This is a genomic window from Spirillospora sp. NPDC048819 (genome assembly GCF_040650055.1).
Classification (GTDB): domain Bacteria; phylum Actinomycetota; class Actinomycetes; order Streptosporangiales; family Streptosporangiaceae; genus Spirillospora.
In genome coordinates, this window is record NZ_JBEZGN010000022.1 from 1 (window position 1) to 20,371 (window position 20,371).

At 71.7% G+C, this 20,371-nt stretch carries 25 protein-coding genes; 18 read left to right on the top strand and 7 right to left on the bottom strand.

Annotation, left to right across the window (positions count from 1 at the left end; all coding sequences use genetic code 11):
* On the top strand, positions 1-388 hold a 388-nt coding region (locus tag AB0C35_RS26490; protein WP_358460960.1), incomplete at its 5' end, for an integrase core domain-containing protein.
* Here AB0C35_RS26490 and AB0C35_RS26495 read toward each other — a convergent pair.
* Positions 330-764 (bottom strand): winged helix-turn-helix domain-containing protein, encoded by a 435-nt coding sequence (locus tag AB0C35_RS26495; protein ID WP_358460963.1) that lies wholly within the window; start codon positions 762-764, stop codon positions 330-332. The two genes, AB0C35_RS26490 and AB0C35_RS26495, sit on opposite strands and share 59 nt — an antisense overlap.
* Before the next feature lie 394 nt (positions 765-1,158).
* Here AB0C35_RS26495 and AB0C35_RS26500 point away from each other — a divergent pair, with 394 nt between their 5' ends.
* From AB0C35_RS26500 to hemC, 3 genes are all read left to right on the top strand, one after another.
* Entirely contained in the window at positions 1,159-1,572 is a 414-nt protein-coding gene (locus AB0C35_RS26500) for an ATP-binding protein (protein WP_358460966.1), read from the top strand.
* Between the two features lie 71 nt (positions 1,573-1,643).
* Complete coding sequence (locus AB0C35_RS26505; protein ID WP_358460969.1) at positions 1,644-2,027, top strand: hypothetical protein; 384 nt, start codon at positions 1,644-1,646, stop codon at positions 2,025-2,027.
* 170 nt (positions 2,028-2,197) lie between these two features.
* The gene (gene hemC / locus AB0C35_RS26510) at positions 2,198-2,986 is read left to right on the top strand and encodes a hydroxymethylbilane synthase (protein WP_358461393.1); all 789 of its coding nucleotides are present in this window, start codon (positions 2,198-2,200) and stop codon (positions 2,984-2,986) included.
* A gap of 13 nt (positions 2,987-2,999) precedes the next feature.
* Here the strand turns inward: hemC and AB0C35_RS26515 are convergent, their stop codons facing one another.
* Positions 3,000-3,434, bottom strand: a complete 435-nt coding sequence (locus AB0C35_RS26515; RefSeq protein ID WP_358460972.1) for an SRPBCC domain-containing protein — start codon at positions 3,432-3,434, stop codon at positions 3,000-3,002.
* 145 nt (positions 3,435-3,579) lie between these two features.
* Between AB0C35_RS26515 and AB0C35_RS26520 the strand changes: the two genes are divergently transcribed.
* Together AB0C35_RS26520 and AB0C35_RS26525 are read left to right on the top strand one after the other, a co-directional pair.
* The gene (locus AB0C35_RS26520) at positions 3,580-4,065 is read left to right on the top strand and encodes a cupin domain-containing protein (RefSeq protein ID WP_358460975.1); all 486 of its coding nucleotides are present in this window, start codon (positions 3,580-3,582) and stop codon (positions 4,063-4,065) included.
* Entirely contained in the window at positions 4,062-4,493 is a 432-nt protein-coding gene (locus tag AB0C35_RS26525; protein WP_358460978.1) for an ester cyclase, read from the top strand. The genes AB0C35_RS26520 and AB0C35_RS26525 overlap by 4 nt, the downstream gene beginning before the upstream one ends.
* A 63-nt stretch (positions 4,494-4,556) precedes the next feature.
* Here AB0C35_RS26525 and AB0C35_RS26530 read toward each other — a convergent pair whose 3' ends face one another.
* Entirely contained in the window at positions 4,557-5,615 is a 1,059-nt protein-coding gene (locus AB0C35_RS26530; RefSeq protein ID WP_358460981.1) for a methyltransferase, read from the bottom strand.
* A 28-nt stretch (positions 5,616-5,643) separates the two neighbouring features.
* Complete coding sequence (locus AB0C35_RS26535) at positions 5,644-6,186, bottom strand: flavin reductase family protein (RefSeq protein ID WP_358460984.1); 543 nt, start codon at positions 6,184-6,186, stop codon at positions 5,644-5,646.
* Positions 6,187-6,374: 188 nt separating this feature from the next.
* Between AB0C35_RS26535 and AB0C35_RS26540 the strand changes: the two genes are divergently transcribed.
* From AB0C35_RS26540 to AB0C35_RS26570, 7 genes are all read left to right on the top strand, one after another.
* Positions 6,375-6,794 carry a cupin domain-containing protein gene (locus AB0C35_RS26540; protein WP_358460987.1) on the top strand — a complete coding sequence of 140 codons (420 nt, stop codon included), beginning with the start codon at positions 6,375-6,377 and terminating at the stop codon, positions 6,792-6,794.
* Between the two features lie 2 nt (positions 6,795-6,796).
* Positions 6,797-8,068: a beta-ketoacyl-[acyl-carrier-protein] synthase family protein gene (locus tag AB0C35_RS26545; protein WP_358460990.1), complete on the top strand. Its 1,272-nt coding sequence runs from the start codon at positions 6,797-6,799 to the stop codon at positions 8,066-8,068.
* Positions 8,069-8,085: 17 nt separating this feature from the next.
* Positions 8,086-9,318, top strand: coding sequence for a ketosynthase chain-length factor (locus AB0C35_RS26550; protein WP_358461396.1), 1,233 nt, complete (start codon positions 8,086-8,088; stop codon positions 9,316-9,318).
* Between the two features lie 102 nt (positions 9,319-9,420).
* Positions 9,421-9,879 carry a DUF1772 domain-containing protein gene (locus AB0C35_RS26555; protein WP_358460993.1) on the top strand — a complete coding sequence of 153 codons (459 nt, stop codon included), beginning with the start codon at positions 9,421-9,423 and terminating at the stop codon, positions 9,877-9,879.
* A gap of 195 nt (positions 9,880-10,074) precedes the next feature.
* Positions 10,075-10,710, top strand: a complete 636-nt coding sequence (locus tag AB0C35_RS26560; RefSeq protein ID WP_358460996.1) for a PadR family transcriptional regulator — start codon at positions 10,075-10,077, stop codon at positions 10,708-10,710.
* A gap of 151 nt (positions 10,711-10,861) precedes the next feature.
* Positions 10,862-11,866 carry an ATP-binding cassette domain-containing protein gene (locus AB0C35_RS26565; protein ID WP_358460999.1) on the top strand — a complete coding sequence of 335 codons (1,005 nt, stop codon included), beginning with the start codon at positions 10,862-10,864 and terminating at the stop codon, positions 11,864-11,866.
* Entirely contained in the window at positions 11,863-12,636 is a 774-nt protein-coding gene (locus tag AB0C35_RS26570; RefSeq protein ID WP_358461002.1) for an ABC transporter permease, read from the top strand. Before AB0C35_RS26565 ends, AB0C35_RS26570 begins: the two co-directional genes overlap by 4 nt.
* A gap of 63 nt (positions 12,637-12,699) precedes the next feature.
* On the opposite strand, the gene AB0C35_RS26575 is transcribed toward AB0C35_RS26570, so the two are convergent.
* A complete protein-coding gene (locus AB0C35_RS26575) occupies positions 12,700-14,025 on the bottom strand; it encodes a cation:proton antiporter (protein ID WP_358461005.1) in 1,326 nt (441 codons plus the stop codon).
* A 185-nt stretch (positions 14,026-14,210) separates the two neighbouring features.
* Between AB0C35_RS26575 and AB0C35_RS26580 the strand changes: the two genes are divergently transcribed.
* Both AB0C35_RS26580 and AB0C35_RS26585 read left to right on the top strand, forming a co-directional pair.
* Positions 14,211-14,912 (top strand): SDR family oxidoreductase, encoded by a 702-nt coding sequence (locus AB0C35_RS26580; protein ID WP_358461008.1) that lies wholly within the window; start codon positions 14,211-14,213, stop codon positions 14,910-14,912.
* Positions 14,913-14,940: 28 nt separating this feature from the next.
* On the top strand, positions 14,941-15,705 hold the full coding sequence (locus AB0C35_RS26585; RefSeq protein ID WP_358461011.1) for an SDR family oxidoreductase: 765 nt from the start codon (positions 14,941-14,943) through the stop codon (positions 15,703-15,705).
* 217 nt (positions 15,706-15,922) lie between these two features.
* Here the strand turns inward: AB0C35_RS26585 and AB0C35_RS26590 are convergent, their stop codons facing one another.
* On the bottom strand, positions 15,923-16,780 hold the full coding sequence (locus AB0C35_RS26590) for an LLM class flavin-dependent oxidoreductase (RefSeq protein ID WP_358461013.1): 858 nt from the start codon (positions 16,778-16,780) through the stop codon (positions 15,923-15,925).
* Positions 16,780-17,517, bottom strand: a complete 738-nt coding sequence (locus AB0C35_RS26595; protein ID WP_358461016.1) for an SDR family NAD(P)-dependent oxidoreductase — start codon at positions 17,515-17,517, stop codon at positions 16,780-16,782. The genes AB0C35_RS26590 and AB0C35_RS26595 overlap by 1 nt, the downstream gene beginning before the upstream one ends.
* Before the next feature lie 182 nt (positions 17,518-17,699).
* Here AB0C35_RS26595 and AB0C35_RS26600 point away from each other — a divergent pair, with 182 nt between their 5' ends.
* The 3 genes from AB0C35_RS26600 to AB0C35_RS26610 are packed head-to-tail and all read left to right on the top strand — an operon-like array spanning position 17,700 to position 20,364.
* Positions 17,700-18,026 carry a TcmI family type II polyketide cyclase gene (locus AB0C35_RS26600; RefSeq protein WP_358461019.1) on the top strand — a complete coding sequence of 109 codons (327 nt, stop codon included), beginning with the start codon at positions 17,700-17,702 and terminating at the stop codon, positions 18,024-18,026.
* Complete coding sequence (locus AB0C35_RS26605) at positions 18,019-19,674, top strand: FAD-dependent monooxygenase (RefSeq protein ID WP_358461022.1); 1,656 nt, start codon at positions 18,019-18,021, stop codon at positions 19,672-19,674. The genes AB0C35_RS26600 and AB0C35_RS26605 overlap by 8 nt, the downstream gene beginning before the upstream one ends.
* 27 nt (positions 19,675-19,701) lie before the next feature.
* Entirely contained in the window at positions 19,702-20,364 is a 663-nt protein-coding gene (locus AB0C35_RS26610) for a TenA family transcriptional regulator (protein ID WP_358461025.1), read from the top strand.
* Positions 20,365-20,371: the final 7 nt, after the last annotated feature.

Genomic DNA, 20,371 nt, shown 5'->3' on the forward strand with positions numbered 1-20,371 from the left:
TATCACCCGCAGCCACTCCAGGCCGCACGTGAGCAACGACAACCCCTACTCCGAGGCCGGCTTCAAGACCTTGAAGTACTGCCCCGCCTTCCCCGACCGGTTCACCTCGATCCAGACGGCGACACGATTCTGCGCAGCGTTCTTCACCTACTACAACAACGAGCACCGGCACTCGGGGATCGGGCTGCACACCCCGGCCTCGGTCCACGACGGCACCGCCACCAAGATCCGAGACCGCCGCTGCGAAGTCCTGGCCGCCGCCTACACCGCCCACCCCGAACGGTTCCGCACCAAGCCCATCGCGCCCAAGCTGCCCGACAAGGCCTGGATCAACGAACCGCCCAAGGACGAGAACAAGGAGAACAAGCAGGCACAACCCGCAGCCTGAGCTGTCTCAACGAGTTTGACAGGCTCCGCTTTCCGTCCCTCTGGTGCCTGGTGTTCCGTTTCACAAGGTCGGTCCGCATCACGGTCTTGCGGTGCTTGGGTCGGACCACCGTCCCCCGGCGAGGCACTGAGACCAAACGACCTTGCTTCGCCAGCTTGCCTACTGCGCGGGCTACGGCGTTGCGGCTGACCTCGTAGTGCTCCGCAAGCTTCTCCATCGGCGGCAGGGTCTCGCCCGACTGCCACTCACCTGCGTCAATGCGCCGTAGCAAGTCGTCGGCGATGTCGTTGTACCGCGCTGACCCCACGTGCTCATCTCCTCGTGTCGGGCGGATTTGTTGAATCTTATTGACGGGGACGCAGCCTACCGGCACCATGAAGCCGGGCAGATTTGTTGAAACAAATCATGCTCGGTCCAGGGCTTGCCGACCAGGGAGACGTACCCGCAATGTCAGACACGACCCGCCAAACCGGCCACTCGGGGGGTGCCGTTCACAGCCCGGCGAAGGAAACCGGTTCAACGGCAGATGTTAGAGCCAACCCGCTGGAGACGCTGGCCGCGCAGCTCACACAACAGGGCGTCCGGGGGGAGGTGCACGGGGGAACGCTCTTGGCGTCGCTGGGGGCGCGTCGTGAGCGGGTGATCGCGTGTGATGGTCGGCGGTTTCGGTGGGGTGGTGAGCGCGGTCATGTGCTCGGCGAGGTAGGGCACGAGGGTGCGGCGGCGGAGCGGGCCGTGCTCGTGCTGCGGCAACTGGCCCGGTGGTCGTGATGAGCGGCTACACGGTGGGGGCCTGCATCAGCACGGCTGGCATGTTGGACGTCGGATTTCTGGCGGCGCGGACGGCTCCGGGGCAGGTCCGGACGCTGGTAGAGCTGCGGCTGGCGTCGTGGGGGCTGGCGGTGCTGCGCGATGACGTGACCTTGATCGCCAGTGAGCTGGTGACGAACGCGGTCCAGCACGCGCCTTCCGAGCGGGAGATCCGCGTGCGGTTCACGCGTGAGGCGCGCGGAGTGCTGCTGGAGGTGTGGGACTCCTGCGATGGCATGCCGGTACGCAAGCACGACACGGAGGGACTGAGCGGCCGGGGGCTGCCGATCGTGGAGATGCTGGCCGCCGAATGCGGCGCGTACCGGACCGAGCCACACGGGAAATGGGTGTGGGCCCGGTGCCGGCTGACGTGATCGGCGTGCGACAGGACGGGCGTCGAACCAGGGCAGAAGCAAGCGGATCAGGAACGATAGGGGTGTGTGCGGTGGCGCGGGGTCTGGTTCAGGCGGTCGGCCGGTGGCGGCTCGTCCTGGAGGCTCGGACGTTGCGGGGCCATGACCCGGCGGTGCGGAAACTGGAGGTCCTGCGGGTCGCGCTGATGCCGCTGGGCTGGCGGTGCGTCGGGTTGTACGACAAGCGGGAGTTCCGGTTCCCGGTGCCGTTGCTGTGGGTGTACGCCAGCGGGGCGGCCGACGACATCGGGGCCGCGGTGACGGTGCGGGCGCTGCCGGGTGAGATGTGGGGCTACTTCGAGGCGGGGGACGGACGGGGTGGTTTCATCTCGCCGTGCGGGGATGTGAAGGCGGCGGCCGAAGCCCTGGACCTGCTGCTGAAGGACCGCATGTTTCCGCGCCGGGAGTGGGCTTGACCGTGATGCCCCGCGGAAACGACGAGATGGCGGGTCACCTGCGAGTGAACGGCGGGTAAGGGTGCGGCGTGAGGGAGTGTCCGGCGGTGCGGGTGGTGTGTCGTCGGTGACGGATCTGGTTCAGGCCGGCTCGGGTGTGGTGGAGGCGGTGTTCTCGTGGTCGGGTGGGGGTGGGGTGTTGCGGTTGGGGACGCGTACGTCTCCGCTGGCGATGGTGCAGGCGCGCAGCGTTGTTGACGGGGCGGGTGGATGTGGCGGTGCACTGCCTCAAGGACGTGCCCGGTGATGTGCCGCGCCCCGATGGGCTGGTGTTCGCCGCGTACGTGCAGCGTGATGACACGTCCGACGTGATGCTGTTCCCGATGGCGAGCAAGGTGCAGTGCTTGGCGGATCTGCCGCCTGGGGCGCGGGTGGGGACGTCGGCGGTGCGGCGGCGTGCGCAGCTCGGGCAGATCCGGCCGGATCTGCGGGTGGAGTACCTGCGCGGCAACGTCAACTCCCGGCTCGGGCGGTTGGACTCTGGAGAGGAGTTCGACGCGATCGCCTTGGCGCGGGCGAGCCTGGTACGGCTGGGGATCGATCGGGTGGGCGAGGCGCTCGACATCATTCCGGCGGTGGGTGCGGGGGTGCTGGCGGTGGATTGCCGGCGTGCCGATCCCGACATCGTGGAGCTGGTGCGGCTGCTGGACGACGGGGACACGCGGCGGTGCGTGCGCGCGGAGCGCACGATGTTGCACGGGCTTCAAGGGCACTGCAACAGCCCGATCGCGGGTCATGCGCGGCTGGAGCGGGACGGGCAGTTGACCCTGCGCGGGATGGTCTTCACCCGTGACGGGTCCACGTTCGTGCACTCGCACGAGTGGTCCGCGCCGGACAAGGGCGAGCATCTGGGCGCGTACGTGGCGGGTGATCTGCTGCGCAAGGGCGCCCGCGACCTGATCGGCGGTATCGCGCACTGATGGGAGAACGGGGTCAGGCGTTCTCGCTCTCCTTCTTCAGGGCCTCGTTCAGGAGCCGGAAGTCGCGTTCGGTCTTGACGAGCAGCTTGCCGATCAGGGGGACGAGGATGCCGGAGAACTGCTCGGAGTGGCGGAGGCGGGTGCCGGTCTCGGTGGCGCTGAGCGCGAATTCGTGGCGTCCGGCGGCCAGGCCCGGAATGGGAATGAGGCGGGCCGACCAGCGCAGCACCACACCGGGGACGGCGTCCAGGACCTTGGCCTTGTTGGTGGCGCTCCACCCGGCCGACGACTTGATGCGCAGGGTGAGCCGCGAACCCGGGGCCGGCGTTCCTTCCGCCCGGACGATGAAGGGATTCCACCGGGGGTAGGCGGCGAGGTCGGTGAGCACCTCCCACACGCGTTCCGGCGGGACGTCGATGTCGATGTCGGTCATGACGCTGTTCGGCATTTCCAGCTCCTCACGGTCGGCGCGACAATTGTCTCGCGGGCGGCTAGAGAATGACTTGTGAATGGCTGGAAGAATTCGACTGTTGACTAATTTCGGCGGGCGTCCGACGATTATGGGAAAGGATTCTTTGAATGGAGGCGGGGTAATGACTCACACCCCCGGAAAAGTCGTCGCGCGCGATGAGGTGGCGCCGGTCCGCTGGCTGGGCGAGGAGGGGCGGTTCCTGCTCCGCGCCGAGGACACCGGCGGCCTCTACTCGTTCTTCGAGGTGACCACCTCCCCCGGCGGGGGCCCGCCGCTGCACATCCACGAGGGCGAGGACGAGGCGTTCTACGTCATCGAGGGCCGCTACTCGATCGTCCTCGGCGACGAGGAGTACGAGGCGCCGGCGGGGCGGCTGGTGTACGGGCCGCGCGGGGTGCCGCACAAGTTCCGCAACATCTCCGACGGGCCGAGCAAGCTCCTCGTCGTCGCCACGCCGGGCGGTGTGGAGGGCTTCTTCGAGGGGCTGAGCGAACTCATGGCCGGCGGCGGGCCGCCGTCGGCGCCCGACATGATCGAGCTGGCGACGCGGTACCACGTCGAGGGGCTGGAGCAGGTGGGGCCGCCGCCGGGCGTGGGCTCGCGATGACCGGGACCGCGGGCACCGCCGTGGACGTCCAGGAGGCGAACAAGGCGCTTGCCCGGCGCTGGCTTGAGGAGGGCTGGTGCCGGGGCGACCTCGACCTCGCCTCCAGTGTCTTCGCGCCTGACTTCATGCTGCGCGGGCGGCGCGTCGGCCCGGACGGGCCCCGGCACAGCATCCGCCGGATCCGCTCGGCCTTCGCCGGCCTCACGATCAACGTCGACGTCCAGGTGGCCGAAGGGGACCTCGTCGTCACCCACTTCACGGCTCGGGGCGAGCATGTGGGCGAGTACCGGGGCATCCCGCCGACGGGACGGACGGTGGCCGCGTCCGGCGTCCAGGTCTGGACGGTGCGCGACGGCCTCGTCGTCGACGACCTGAACGTCTTCGACGAATGGGCGATGGTCGAGCAGCTCCGCGCCGACCGCGTCTGACCGCAGCCGAAACGCACTCGATCCGGTCCCGCCCCTGTCGGCGGAACCGGATCGAGCGGGCTGCTACTCCGGCTTGTGCCCGATGACGACCGTGTGGCCGTCGTAGTCCTGCAGCGGGACGGTCTCGACGCCGGTGAACCCGGCCTCGCCCATCCAGCCGGCGCATTCGCCGGCCTTGTAGCCGGACCCTCCGACGCTGAGGGTCATCGCCAGGCTCAGCATCAGCGGGTTCAGCCGGCGGCGGTCCGCGTCGATCATCAGGTCGTGGACCATGAACACGCCGCCGGGCTTGACCGCCTCGTACGCCTTGCCGATCACGGTCTTGCGCTGCTCGGCGGTCCAGTTGTGCAGCGCGTGGCCGCACAGCAGGACGTCGCCTTCGGGCAGCGGGTTCTCGAACCAGTCCCCGCCCTGGTACCGCGCCCGGTCCTGGACGCCGAGCCGCTCCATGTGCTCGTGGAACAGCGGCTCGATCGGCGGCATGTCGAACACGGTCGCGTTGAGGTGCGGGTGGGCCTGCAGCAGGATCCCGGCGGTGTTGCCGCGGGCCCCGCCGAGGTCGACGAGCCGCGTCCAGCGGCTCCAGTCGATCCGCCGGCTCAGCTCCCAGGCGACCTCGCTGCTGAGCGAGTCCTGCGCCTCCATGAACATGCGCTGGAGGTCGACGTTCGCGTAGGTGTGCTCGAAGAACTCGGCGCCCTCCTTGCCGGGCGCGGCCTCCTGCGGCGGTGCCTGCGGCTCCGGGGGCTTGCCCGTGCGGAGCACCTCGCCGAGCCCGTCCCACGTCGGCTTCATGAACTTGTCGACGAAGGTGAGGTAGTGGCCCATGTAGTAGCGCTTGCCCGGGACGAGGTAGTAGTCGGCCTCGGGGCTGTTGGAGTACCGGCCGCCGTCCCTTTCGAGCAGGTCCAGCGCGACCAGGGCGTCCAGGAAGTCGTGCAGCACGGGCGCGTGCAGGGACAGCTTCTCGGCGAGCCCCTCCACGGTCGCCGGTCCCTCGGCGAGCCGCGCGAAGATCTCCAGCTCCCCGGCCGTCATGATCAGTTTCGTCTGCCAGAACGCGGTGCTGAGCGCGTACACCTTCGCGGGCGCGAAGGGCGGCGCCTGGACGGGACTCGTCATCGGGTTCTCCTTTTCTGCCGTCCGCGGGCTAGGAGTGCCAGGCGGACCACCATTGGAATTCGGTGCTGAGGAAGCGGTAGCCGCCGCCGAAGAACACCAGCGGCTCGGCGTGGTCGTCCGGAGCGGTCTCCAGCGCTGCGACCCGGCCGATGATGACGTCGTGGTCGCCGGCGGGGACGGTCTGCGGCTCGACGCACTCGAACACGGCCAGCGCGCTCGGCAGCAGCGGGACGCCGGTGCTGCCCTCCCGCGGCTCGATGGTGTCGAAACGGTCGAAGCCGGGGCTGGCGAAGCGGCGGCAGAGCGCCAGCTGCCCCTCGCGCAGGACGTTCACCGCGAACGCCTCCGCTTCGGCGAACACCGGGTGCAGGCGGGACCGGCGGCCGACGCAGAACAGCACGAGCGGGGGATCGAGCGACACCGAGGTGAACGAGTTCACCGTCATCCCGACGGGCGTCCCGTCCGGGGTCGCGGCGGTCACGACGGCGACGCCCGTGGCGAACCTGCCGAACGCCGCGCGGAGCCGCCGGGGCAGCACGGGGTCGGGTGTCCGCGAGTCGGGGATTCGCATGGCCCTCCCGTTCCGGTACGTCCGGTGCAGTGTCCGGCCGGCCGCTCGAAGACCGCTTGGGCCGCGCGGCGCCGGCCGTCGTCGTCCAGGACGGGGCTTCCAGCGCTTCTGCATCGCCGGTCAAGCGCATGCCGTCACCGTTGGTGCGGTGATCCCGTCACGGGACCGTCTGGTTAAGGAGCCGTTTCGTGTCCACACCGCGAGCTCAGAAGGTCACCGCCGCTGATGTCGTGCCCAACCGCCGCCGCGGCGGGGACATCCGGGTGCTGCTGAGCCCCAAGACCGTCAAGTCCACGTCCGGATTCATGGGGGAGCTGACCCTGGAGCCGGGTGAGTTCGTCTCCGAGCACCGGCACCCGTACTCCGAGGAGTTCCTGTACGTCGTCCGCGGCTCGCTGCTGATGAGGGTCGAGGACGAGACCGTCCGGCTCGGCCCCGGCGACTCGCTCATGGTCGCCATCAACGACCGGCACCGGCTGGAGAACGACGGCGCCGAGCAGGCGTTCGTCGTGTTCCACCTGAGCCCGCTGGCGCCGCGGCCCGACCTCGGCCACGTCGACACCGAACCGCTGCCGCATCCCGCCGAGTCGGCGCCGAAGGTCGGCTGACCGTGAGGAGCGAACGCAGGGCGGTCATCACCGGGATCGGCGTGGTGGCCCCGGGCGGGATCGGCACGAAGGCCTTCTGGGGCCTGCTGACCGCCGGCCGGACCGCGACCCGCACGATCTCGCTGTTCGACCCGACCGGGTTCCGGTCGCGGGTTGCCGCCGAATGTGACTTCGACCCCGCGGCGCAGGGACTCACGCCGCAGGAGATCCGGCGGATGGACCGCGCCGCGCAGCTCGGGTCGGTCGCCGCCGACGAGGCCATCGCCGACAGCGGGCTGGACAAGGGCGCGCTGCGGCCGGAGCGGGTCGGCGTGAGCCTCGGCAGCGCGGTCGGCTGCACGATGGGGCTCGAACAGGAGTACATCGTCCTCAGCGACGGCGGACGGCAGTGGGAGGTCGACCACGAGTACGGCGTCCCCCAGCTGTACGGGTACATGGTACCGAGCACGCTGGCGGTGGAGGTGGCCTGGCGCGCCGCCGCCGAGGGCCCGGTGTCGCTGATCTCCACCGGCTGCACGTCCGGGCTGGACGCCGTCGCGCACGGCGCGCAGCTCATCCGGGAGGGCGGCGCCGACGTCATGATCGCCGGGGCGACGGACGCGCCGATCTCCCCGATCACCTCCGGCTGCTTCGACGCGATCAAGGCGACGACGCCGAACAACGCCGACGCCGAGCACGCGTCCCGGCCGTTCGACCGGGACCGGGACGGTTTCGTCCTCGGCGAGGGCTCGGCGGTGTTCGTGCTGGAGGAACTGTCCGCCGCCCGCGCCCGCGGCGCCCACGTCTATGCCGAGATCGCCGGGTTCGCGAGCCGGAGCAACGCCTTCCATATGACCGGCCTCAAGCCGGACGGCCGCGAGATGGCCGAGGCGATCAGCGTCGCCCTGCGGCAGTCGGGGCTCGGGCCGGACGACATCGACTACATCAACGCGCACGGGTCGGGCACCAAGCAGAACGACCGCCACGAGACCGCGGCGTTCAAGCGGAGCCTCGGGCAGCGCGCCTACGAGGTGCCGGTCAGCTCGATCAAGTCGATGGTCGGGCATTCGCTGGGCGCGATCGGCTCCATCGAGGTGGCGGCGAGCGCGCTGGCGATCGAGCACGACGTGGTGCCGCCGACCGCCAACCTGCACACCCCCGACCCCGAGTGCGACCTGGACTACGTGCCGCTCACGGCGCGCGACCACCGCACCGACGTCGTGCTCAGTGTCGGCAGCGGCTTCGGCGGTTTCCAGACCGCGATGCTGCTGGCCCGGCCGGGGGAGACCCCGTGACCGCGCCGGACCGGGTGATGGAGCGTCCGGGGACGGGCGTGGCCGCGCCGGTCGTCACGGGCCTCGGCGTCATCACGCCGCTGGGGCTCGGGACGGACGACTTCTGGGCCGCGACGCTGGAGGGACGCCGGGGGCTCGGGCCGATCACCCGGTTCGACCCGTCGTCCTACCCGGTGCGGCTGGCCGGGGAGGTCCGCGGGTTCACGGCGGCCGACCATGTGCCGAGCCGGGCCATCCCGCAGACCGACCACTGGACCCACATGGGCCTGGCGGCGGCGCGGCTCGCGCTCGCCGACGCCGAGGTCGACCCGGCGGAGCTGCCCGAGTACGAGATGGCGGTGGTCACCGCCGCCTCGTCCGGCGGCACCGAGTTCGGGCAGCGGGAGATGGTGAACCTGTGGGGGCGGGGGCCGGGGTTCGTCGGCGCCTACCAGTCGATCGCGTGGTTCTACGCGGCGACCACGGGCCAGATCTCCATCCGGCACGGCATGCGCGGCCCGTGCGGCGTGATCGCCACCGAGCAGGCGGGCGGGCTGGACGCGCTCGCGCACGCGCGCCGGCTGCTGCGCGACGGCACCCGCGTCGCGGTCAGCGGCGGCGCCGACGCGTCGCTGTGCCCGTACGGGCTCGTCGCGCAGCTCAGCTCGGGGCGGCTCAGCGTCCGGACCGATCCGGCGCGGGCCTACCTGCCCTTCGACCCGGACGCCTGCGGGTACCTGCCGGGCGAGGGCGGCGCGCTGCTGATCGTGGAGGACGCCGACCATGCGGCGCGGCGGGGCGCCCCGCGCGTCTACGGCGAGATCGCCGGGTACGGCGTCACGTTCGACCCGCCGCCGGGTTCGAGCCGCCCGCCGGCGCTCCGGCGGGCGATCGAGAACGCGCTCGCCGACGCGGGCGCCGCGCCCGGTGACGTGGACGTCGTATTCGCCGACGCGATGGGCGTCCCGGAACTGGACCGGATCGAGGCGGACGCGCTGAACGGCGTCTTCGGCCCGGCGGGCGTGCCGGTCACCGCACCGAAGACGATGACCGGACGCCTGTACGCGGGCGGCGCGGCGCTGGACGCGGTGTCGGCGCTGCTGTCGGTCCGCGACGCGGTGATCCCGCCGACCGTGGGCGTCCGGGAGGGGGCGGGCGGGCTGGACCTGGTCATCGGGCGGCCCCGCCCCGCGCCGGTGCGGTGCGCCCTGGTCGTGGCGCGGGGATACGGCGGGTTCAACTCGGCGCTCGTCGTGCGCGCGGTCCCCTGAGAGGGGGCGCGTGTGCCGCCGGGCGGAAGCGCGTAGGGACGGAAGCGCGTAGGGACGGAAGCGCGTAGGGACGGAAGCGCGTAGGGACGGAAGGAGGCGTGGATGTCGGAGATCCTGATGCTGGTCGCGTTGATGGGCAACGCGATCGCGGTGGGGGTGTTCAGCGCGACCGTGCTGGGAGGCGTCCCGCTGCTGCTGGCGCTGCCCGGCGAGCAGTACGTGCACGCCCACGGGTTCCTGGCGACCCGCTACGACCCGTTCATGCCGATCACCATCCTGCTGACGGTGCTGGCGGACCTGGCGCTGGTCGCGGCCGGGCCCGGGACGGCGCTGCGGCTGCTCGGCGGCGCGGCGGGACTGGTGATGGCGTCGGTCATCACGGTGTCGATCACCAAGAACGTGCCGATCAACCACTGGGTGGCGGCGCAGGACCCGGCGTCGCTGCCGGCCGACTGGCCGGAGCGGCGCAGCCGCTGGCAGCGGTGGAACGCGGTGCGTTCGGCGCTGGCCCTGTCCGCGCTCGCCGTCAACCTCACCGCGGCCGTCGTTCTGATCATGTGACGGCCGCCGGCGTCTTCGCGTCAACATTTCCCGTGCCGCCGGGCCGGTTTTACATATTCGCAGCTCAACGCCATTGTCTCAGCACCATTGTCTGCGGACGATGGTGCTGACTGGTTTCTGACAGATTGTCATCTGGTATTTGAATCTCCGGCTCCGTATACTCGTGCTGGAGTATCCGTTCACGGGGAGTTTTCAGTGGTGAAGCGAAAGGTCTCAAATCCGCTGGCATTAGCGGTGCTCGCGGCGCTTTTCGAGCGGTCCATGCACCCGTACGAACTGGCCGGGATGCTCAAGACCCGCGGCAAGGAGCAGAGCGTCCGGATGAATTACGGATCGCTCTACACCGTTGTCGACGCGCTGGCCCGCGCCGGTTTCATCGAGCCCGTGGACACCTTCCGGGAGGGGCGGCGCCCGGAACGCACCGTGTACGCGCTGACCGTGTCCGGCCGGGCGGAGTTGAAGGACTGGCTCAGCGAGATCCTGCGCACCCCCGCCAAGGAGTACCCGGAGTTCGAGTCGGGGCTGTCGCTCCTGCCGGTGCTGCTGCCGGAGGAGGTGATCCGGCTGCTCGAGGAGCGGATCAAGGCGCTGGACGGCCGGCTCGCCGAGGTGCGGGGGTTCATGGAGCGGATGCGCGAGACCGGGCTGCGCCGGCTGTTCATGATCGAGACCGAGTACCACGAGGCGCTCCTGCGCGCCGAGCAGTGCTGGGTGCGGGCGCTCATCACCGAGTTCCAGGGCGGCGCGTACGAGGACCTTGACGCCTGGCGGCGCTGGCACGCCGAGGTCATCGCCGAACGCGGGTTCACCGAGGAGGAGAGCATGCACTGACGATCGGCCCCGGCGGCCAGTGCCGGCCGGGGCAATGACCTTTGACGGTGCCGGCGGGGGCGATCCGAGAGAACGGCGAAGCTCCCCTGCGCCGCCTGATCGCCTCCCCCGGCCACGATCGCCGGACGATCACCCCTGTGGGAGTGCGCTGATGACCTTTGACAGCACGACCCTTGGAAGCACGGCCATTAACGGCACGGCCATTGAGGTCACCGACCTCACCAAGACCTACCCCAACGGCGTCCGCGCCGTGGACGGGATCTCGTTCTCGGTCCGGAATGGCACGGTGTTCGGCCTGCTCGGGCCGAGCGGCGCGGGCAAGTCCACCATTATCAAGATCCTCACAACGCTCACCCGGCCCGGATCCGGCGACGTCCGGGTCGCCGGTGTGGACGTCGTCCGGGAACCGGCGCAGGCGCGGCGCAGGATCGGCTGCGTCACCCAGCAGAGCGGCGTCGACCCGTGTGCCACCAGCCGGGAGGCCCTCACCCTGCAGGGCAGGCTGTACGGGCTGAACGGGCGGCTCCTGCGGAACCGGGTGGACTCCCTCCTCGAACGTTTCGCCCTGGCCGACCTCGCCGACCGGCCGGCCCGGACGTACTCCGGGGGCATGCGCCGCCGGCTCGACGTCGCCCTGGGCCTGGTGCACGAGCCGGACGTGCTGTTCCTGGACGAACCCACGACCGGGCTCGATCCGGAGACCCGCACCGACCTGTGGGCCGAGATCTTCGGCATGGCCGCCGTCGGCATCACGGTCGTGCTGTCCACCCACTATCTGGAAGAGGTCGACGAACTCGCCAGCACGCTCGCCATCCTCGACCGCGGCAAGATCGTCGCGATGGGGTCGCCGAGCCAGCTCAAACGCGAGGCGGGCGGGGACGCGCTGCGGGTGGAGCTGGTGGAACCGCCGGGCGAGGGCAAGGTGCGCAAGGCGTTGGCGGGTGTCGAGGGGGTGGGCAACATCGTCGTGGCGGGCTGCGGCCTCAGCGCGAGGGTCGAGCGCGGCGCCGTCAGCGCCCCGTACCTCGTGGCGGCGCTGGAGTCGGCCGGCGTCCGGGTGGTGTCGCTGACCCTGTCGGCCCCCACGATCGGGGACGTCTACCTCCGCCACGCCGGCCGACTGCTTCGCAGCGCCCAGGAGGCGCCGAGCCGATGAGTGACGGCCCCACGCACCTCTACCACATGACCGTCCGCGATCTGCGCAACACCGTCCGCCAGCCTTCCTACGTCCTGGCCGCCCTGATCCAGCCGGTGGTCTGGCTGCTGCTGTTCGGGCAGCTGCTGGCGCCGGTCATGGAGGCCCGGATCGTCGACGGCTCCTACATCATCTTCCTGACCCCCGGGATCGTCGCGCTGACCGCCGTGTTCGCCAGCGGCTGGAGCGGGATGCTCTTCGTGACCGAGATGGACCAGGGCATGCTGAACCGGTTCCTGGTGACCCCCGTCCAGCGCTGGGCGCTGATCGCCGGGCGGCTGGCCCAGCAGGCCCTCGTGGTGCTCGCGCAGAGCGTCGTCATCCTGGTCATCGGGGTGACCCTCGGGGCGCGGTTCCCCGGCGGCGTCCCCATCCTGCTGACGTTCTTCGCCTGCATCGCCCTCAGCACCGTCGCGTTCGCGTCGATATCGAACGTGCTCGGTCTGCTCACCCGCAGCCACCAGGCGGTGGTCGGCATCGCCCAGCTCATGGTGCTCCCACTGGTGTTCCTGTCGGAGATCTTCGTCCCGCGCCACGAGATGCCGGGCTGGATGAGCACCATCGCCACCGTGAACCCGGTGAACTGGCTCGTCCAGGTCGGACGGCAGTCGATCCGTGACGACGTCGCGTGGAGTCATGTCCTCGACCGGGGTTTCGGGCTGCTGGTGGTCGCGGTCGCCGGCTTCTGGCTGTCGACCTTGGCGCTCCGCGTCTACCAGCGGCAGGTGTGACCGAGTGACCGCGTGACCGCGTGATCCGGGGCCGGCGTGTGCCGGTCCCGGATCGGCGGGCCGTCAGGCGGCGGTCGCGAGTTCCTTCTCCCCGGACGGCTCGTTTCGCTGAGCCCTCTCCAGGCGGTCCGGCATCGCCGCCTTGTAGAGCGGCAGCGCCGCCGCCGTGGTGAGCACGGCCACCAGCACCAGCATCGAGAACACCTGCTGGCCGATCATTCCCTGCGCCAGCCCGATGTTGATGAAGATCAGGATCATCAGCCCGCGGGCGTTCATCAGGGCGCCGACCGCGTTGGACTCACGCCACCCGAACCCGAGCGACCGCATGGCCAGCGAGCAGCCGAAGTACTTGCCGGCGAACCCGGCCAGCAGGATCGTCACGAACGCCAGCAGCATCGTGGCGCCGCCGAGCCCGTCCAGCCGGGTGTTGAGCCCGGAGAAGGCGAAGAAGATCGGCAGCAGCAGCGTGGAGACCACGTCCATCATCCGGCCGTGCAGCATCCGCCGGAAGGCGGCGTCGCGCGGCATGGCGAGCCCGGCGATGAACCCGCCGAACACCGAGTAGACGCCGATCCAGTCGGTGAGCCAGCCGGCGATGAGCGGGACGAGGATCACCAGGTACATGGCGCCGTTGCTGATGTGCCCGGACCGCAGCACGTGCCGGCCGAGGGCGCCCAGCGCCCGGGACACGACGGTCAGCATCAGCGCCACGAACAGCGCCGCCAGCCCGATCGTGCGGATCGCGCCGCCGGGGCCGGAGTCGAGGTGGATCGCGGTCAGGATCGCCAGGCCGCACCAGGCCACCGCGTCGTCGACACCGCCGGCCATCAGCGACAGCTTGCCCAGCGGCGAGTTCTCCAGCCCGCGCTCGTAGAGGATGCGCGCCAGCATCGGGAAGGCGGTGATCGACAGCGCGCCGCCGAGGAAGGCGGCGAAGAACCACCGGTCGATGCCGGGATCGGACAGCGTGCTCCACAGCAGCAGCCCCGCGCCCATGCCGAGGAGCAGCGCCGGGAGGATTCCCGCGATCGCCACGATCGCCGGCTGGTGGGCGGGCTGCCGGGGCCCGGAGCCGCCGCCGTGCTCCATGCCGGCGCCGACGAGGAACATGTACAGGGTGAGCCCGATCGTGCTCAGCACGTACAGGATGGGGGTCACCTCGGGCGGGAAGATCTTGGCCTGGACGTCGGGGAAGAGCCAGCCGAACAGGGTGGGGCCGAGCAGGACGCCGGCGATCATCTCGCCCAGCACGCGCGGCTGCCAGAGCCGGTTCGCGAGCCGCCCGCACAGGGCCGAGACGATGAGGATGACGATCACGGCCGGGAGAACCTTGAGGGTGAGTTCCAGGTTCGGGTCGGTCTGCGCCGCCGCGAGGGTGTGAGGGTGCATCGTGTCTCCGCTGGGGATCTAGGAGCGCGTGCCGCTCCGCCTTGCCACCGACTTTGCGTCCGAGCGCCTGAAGCCCGGGTCGAGGGCGGCTGGAGCACCGCCCGCGGTCCCGTCCTGGTGGCGTCGAGGCGCGTCCGCGAGCGGGACTCCAGCGGGGATCGAGCCGGCCCGGCGACGATGCGCGGATGGATGACGCGCACGCGGCCGCGACGCCGCGCACCGCCCTGATCACCGGCGCGGGACGCGGCATCGGCCGCGCGGTCGCCGCCGAGCTGCACCGCCGCGGCCTGCGCCTGGTGGTGACCGCGCGGACCGCCGGGGACGCCCGCGAGACGGCCGCGCGGCTCGGTCCGGACGTCGAGGGCCACGAGCTGGACGTCACCGACCCGGACGCGCCCAAGCGCGTCGCCGCCGACACCGGCCCGGTGGACGTCCTCGTGTGCAACGCCGGCGTCCTGCTGGACGCGGGCACCGACCCGCTGTCGGTGCCGGTGGACCTCGTCGACCAGACGCTGAAGGTGAACCTGCTCGGGACGTGGCGGGTCGCGCAGGCGTTCGTGCCCGGCATGGTCGAGCGCGGGTGGGGCCGCGTGGTGATCATCTCCAGCGGCACCACCGCGGAGTTCGGCGGCAGGCTGTTCGGCGGCGCCCCCGGCTACTCCATCTCCAAGAGCGCGCTCAACGGGCTCGCCTCGCTGCTGGCCGCGCAGACCGAGGGGACCGGCGTGCTGGTGAACGCGGTGAACCCGGGACGGGTCAGGACCCGGATGATGCCGGGCCAGCGGCGGACGCCCGAGGACGTGGCCCCGTTCATCGCCGACGCGGCGACGCTCCCGGCGGACGGACCGACCGGAGGATTCCTCACCGACAAGCGCGGCCCCGGCTGAGCCCGGCGGCGCGGGAACAGGAGACGGCATGGAACTGGAACTGGCCGGCAAGAAGGCCGTGGTCACGGGGGCGGGCCAGGGGATCGGCCTCGCCGTCGCCGGCGCGCTCGCCGACGCGGGCGCCGAGGTGTTCGGCGGGGCCCGCACCGTCGGCCCGGAGCTGCGCGCGGTCACCAAGCACACGATGGAGGTCGACCTCGCCACCGAGGACGGGCCGCGGCTGCTGGTGGAGGCGGCGATCGAGGAGTTCGGCGGCCTGGACGTCCTCGTCAACAACGTCGGCGGCGGCGTCAGCTGGGCGGCGAGCTTCCTCGACATCGACGACGACGTGTGGCGGCGGTCGTTCGAACTGAACCTCTTCAGCACGGTCCGGGCGAGCCGTGCGGCGCTGCCGAGCCTGGTCGAGCGCGGCGGGACGCTCGTCAACATCGGGTCGGCGAACTCGCGTGCCGCGGACCCGCAGCTCGCGCACTACGCGGCGGCGAAGGCCGCGCTGTCCAACCTCGGCAAGTCGCTGTCGCTGGAGTTCTCGCCGAAGGGCGTGCGGGTCAACACGATCTCCCCCGGCCCGGTCCGGACGCGGATCTGGACCAAGCCGGAGATCGTCGAGAAGTCGGGGATGTCGGCGGAGGAGTTCGTCGCGGCGGTGCCCGGCCGGGCCGGGCTGACCACGGGGGCGATGGTGGAGCCGTCGGAGATCGCGGCGCTGGTGGTGCTGCTGGCGTCCGGACGGATCCCGAGCGTCACCGGCGCCGACCTGTCGGTCGACGCCGGGCTGCTGAAGAACACATAGCCGCTGGGAACACATAGCCGCTGGGAACGCGGAGCCGCAGGGAACACAGGGCCGCGAAGATCACATGGACACCGCCCCCGGTCGTTGCGATTGAGCAGCGGCCGGGGGCCGGTCACGTCCGGGCGGCGCGTCACGTTCGGGCGGCGCCCGGGGAGGGCCTCACGTCCGGGCGGCGCCCGGGGAGTGCGTCACGTTCGGGCGGCGCCTGGGGAGGGCCTCACATTCGGAGGGCGCGGGCGATCACGTCGGCCTGCGCGGGCTCCTCGACGCACGGGAACAGGATCAGCTCGTCGCAGCCCACGTCCCGGTAGCCGGCGACGAAGTCGCGGAGCCGCCCCTCGTCGGTGATCACGCTCTTCACCGCCATCTCGGCCTTCCAGCCGATGAAGGAGTAGTAGTCGACCAGGTAGCTCTCGGCGCGCTCGCGCGCACCCGCGCCCAGGGCCACGTAGGCGATGGCGACGAGCCGCGGCTCGCCGTCCCGTCCGGCCGACGCCCACGCCTTGCGGGCGCGGCCCGCCAGCTCGCCGTAGCCGGCGGCGGAGCTGCCGCCCGCGATCCAGCCGTCGCCGTAGGCGGCGGCGCGTTCCATGGCCGCGTCGGAATGGCCGCCGACCAGCAGCGGCGGGCAGCCGCCCGCCGGGACGGGGCCGGGCACGGGGCCCTCGCCCGTCCCGTCGCAGAAGCCGCGCAGCTCGCCGAGGAGCGCGTCGAGGCGGCGGCCCCGCCCGGCGTAGGGCGTCCCGCAGGCGTCGTAGTCGTCGGCGCGCCCCCCGGCGGCGACGCCGATCGTGAGCCGCCCGCCCGACAGCCGGTCCAGGCTCGCGAGCTGCTTGATCAGCAGCGCCCGGTCGCCGCGGTAGGCGGCGATCAGGATGGTCGTGGCCAGCCTGATGCGGCTGGTGGCGCCCGCCGCGGCGGCGAGCGTGGTCAGCGGCTCGTACCCGTCGTACATCAGCCGGTCGAGGGTGCCCAGCGAGGAGAACCCGAGGTCCTCGGCCCGGCGCGCCCAGCCGAGCAGCGCGCTTCCGGGGGTGCCGGGGATCATCGTCGGCAGCCCGATCCCGATGTCCATCAGATACCGCCGTCCACGTTGAGGGTGGCGCCCGTGACGTACCGGGACATGTCGCTCGCCAGGAACAGCACCGCGCCGGCGACGTCGGCGTTCGAGCCGAGCTCGCCGAGCGCCGTCATGCCGCGGATGATGTCGGCGACCGGCGGCGGCGGCCCGCCGCCGGGCTCGGTCACGATCACGCCGGGCGCGACCACGTTGACGCGGATGCGGCGGTGCCCGATCTCCTTGGCCAGCGAGCGGGTCAGCCCGGTGAGCGCCGTCTTGGACGCGCCGTAGTGGGAGCTCTCCGGCCGCCCGCGGAATCCGGCGACGGCGCCGACGTTGACGATCGAGCCACCGTCGGCGAGCAGCGGCAGCGCCGCCTGCGTCACCGTGAAGCAGCTCGTCAGGTTGGTCTCCAGGACGCGGCTCCACTCCGCGGCGGTCAGCTCCTCCAGCGGCGACCGCGCGTCGATGCCGACGTTGTTCACGACGACGTCCAGTCCGCCGAGCACGTCCCGGCAGGCGTCCGCAAGCGCGGCGACGCCGTCCGGGTCGGTCACGTCGGCCTGGACGACGCGGTGGTCGCCGCCGAGCGCCTTCAACTCGCGGGCGAGGCTCTCCGCGGCCTCGCCGGCACTGCGGTGGCAGGCCACCACGGCGGCCCCGGACCGGGCGAAGGAGACCGCGGTCTCCCGGCCGATACCGCGGGTGCCGCCGGTGATCAGGACGCGTTTTCCGGCCAATCCGAGATCCACGGCTTTCCCTCCTCGCGCGGGGGACATGGCCCTTCTCAGCGATGTCGACGCCGACGATGCCCGGGGACGCTCGCGCCGGGCTGGAGGCCCGCTCCCACCGTGCGACTCCCGGTTCGAGCCGGGTTCGACCGGGACCGGAGGACCGCGCCCGACCATGGCGAGGACCACGAGAGGAGGCCGGCGTGCACCGGACATTGATCGTCGCGCACATGGATCCGGCCGAGGCGGGCGACGTGGCGCGGATCTTCGCGGATTCCGACGCAAGCGACCTGCCCCGGATGATCGGCGTGTCACGACGCACGCTCTTCCGTTTCCACGACCTGTACTTCCATCTCGTCGAGGCGGACGAGGACATCGCGCCGAACCTGTACAAGGCGCGCAGCCACCCGCTCTACGGCGAGATCAACGAACGGCTGTCGCATCACATCCGGCCGTACGACCCGAACTGGAAAGAGCCGCGGGACGCGATGGCCGAACCCTTCTACGTCTGGGACGCCAACGGTGAGTGACTACGACGACGAAGTTCCCGTGCTGATCGTCGGTGCCGGGCCGGTGGGGCTGTCGGCGGCGGCGTTCCTCGGCCGGTACGGCGTGCGGACGCTGCTGGTGGAGAAGCGCGCCGACACCTCCGTGCTGCCGCGCGCGCCGGGCCTGCAGGCCCGCACCATGGAGATCTTCCGCGCCGCCGGGATGGGCGAGGAGGTGCGGGCGCTGGAGATCGGCGACTCGCACGTCTTCTTCGAGGGCGGCATCCTGCGCGTCAACACCTACTCCGAGATCGCGGACGCCGAGGTCGTGGAGGCCCCGTCCCTGGACGGCCCCGACATCAGCCCCGAGCGGGTCATGGGCTGCGGCCAGGACCGCTACGAGGTGGTGCTCGCGGGCAAGGCCCGGGAGTTCGGCGCCGAGATCCGCTTCGGCGTCCGGCTGCGGACCCTCGAACAGGACGCCGACGGCGTCACCGCCCAGGTGGAGGACACCGCGACCGGTGCGGTCCGCACCGTCCGCGCCCGCTACCTGATCGGCGCGGACGGTGCGGGCAGCACGGTCCGGCGGGTCCTCGGGATCGAGCGTTCCGGCCGCGGCACCGTGTTCAACGCGCTCAGCATCTACTTCCGGGCGCCGGAGCTGGAGGCGGCGCTGGCGGACCGTCCGTTCATCCTCTGCTACGCCACCGCGGGCGGGTCGATGACGGGGCTGTCCCGGCTGCACGGCTGCGACCCGTGGCTGGCCGCGCCCGTCTACCACCCGGAGAAGGGCGAGACGCCCGAGGACTTCACCGACGAGCGCTGCGTGGAGATCGTCCGGGCGGCGTCCGGGCTCCCCGAGATGGACGTCGAGATCATGGCGAAGGTGCCGTGGGAGGGCGCGCAGCTCGTCGCGGAGCGGTTCCGCGACGGCCGGGTGTTCCTTGCCGGGGACGCCGCGCACGTCCACCCGCCGGCCGGCGGGTTCGGCGCCAACACCGGCATCCACGACGCGCACAACCTCGCGTGGAAGCTGGCGGCCCGGCTGGGCGGCTGGGCGGGCGACGCGCTGCTGGACACCTACCACGAGGAGCGGCACGCGGTCGGCGGCGCCATGGCCGAGCAGGCGATGGTCCGCAACCGCATCCGGCACGGCTACGCCGACGACGAGGTCCGCGCGCAGATGGTGGACGACATCGTCATCACGCTCGGCTACCGCTACGGCTCCCGGGCCGTCGCGTCGGCGGAGCGCGGCCCGGTGCTCACGCAGCCGCTCACCCTGACCGGGGAGCCGGGGACGCGGGCGCCGCACGTCTGGCTCGAACGCGGCGGGAAGCAGATCTCCACCGTCGACCTGTTCTGGGACTCGTTCGTGCTGCTGAGCGGGCCGGACGGCGGCGACTGGCACGAGGCGGCGGTCCGGATCGCCGCCCGGACCGGCGTCCCGCTGCGGGCGGTGCAGATCGGCGACGGCGGCGACTACACCGACGTGGACCTGGACTGGGCGTCGGCGTTCGGGGTGTCGCCCCGGGGCGCGGTCCTGGTCAGGCCGGACGCGTTCGTCGCCTGGCGGACCGCGGACCGGCTGCCCGAGCCCGAGCTGGTCCTCGCGGACGTCCTCGCCCAGATGGCCGACGCCGACGTGCCGGGCCCGACGGCCGGCGTCGGCGCCGGCGCGGTGGCGCGGTGACCGCGAGCCGATGAACACGAGCCGATGATGCGCGAGGAGCTGACGGCCATCGCCCGGCCCGTGGTGACCCGGATCACCGGGCACCCGTTCTGGGCCGGCCTGCGGCGCGGCACGCTGCCGCCGGCGGCGCTGTGGCACTTCGCCGAACAGGACGCGCACCACGTCGTGCCCGCGTACGCGCGGGCGCTGGCGGGGTGCGCGGCGATCGCCGACGCCGACGCGCACGGGGCGCTGCTCGCCTCGGCGGCCAGCGCCACCTTCGGGTCGCTGCCCCGCCTGGACGAGGAGCTGGGCAAGCTCGCGGCGTCGCTCGGACGTCCGGCCGCCGCCGCGGGTCCCGTCCCGGACGTGCACGCCTACACCTCGTTCATGCTCGCCGCTCCCGCCGGCCCGTTCGCCGGCGGGATCGGCGGGCTGCTGCCGATGACCTGGTTCCACCTCCTGGTCTCCGACGACCTGCGGGAACGCCACGACCCAGGTTCCCGCTACGCCGAGTGGATCGCGCGGTACCTTCCCGATGGCGACTACCTGCAGGAGTACGTGGACGGCTACCTCGACATGATCGACGAGGTGGCCGCCGGCGCGACGCCCGGCGAGCGGCGGCTGCTCGCCCGGCGGTTCCTCTTCGGTGCCCGGCTGGAGCTGGCGTTCGCCGATTCGGCATGGCGGCTCCGGGAGTGGCCGACGTAATCCCGGC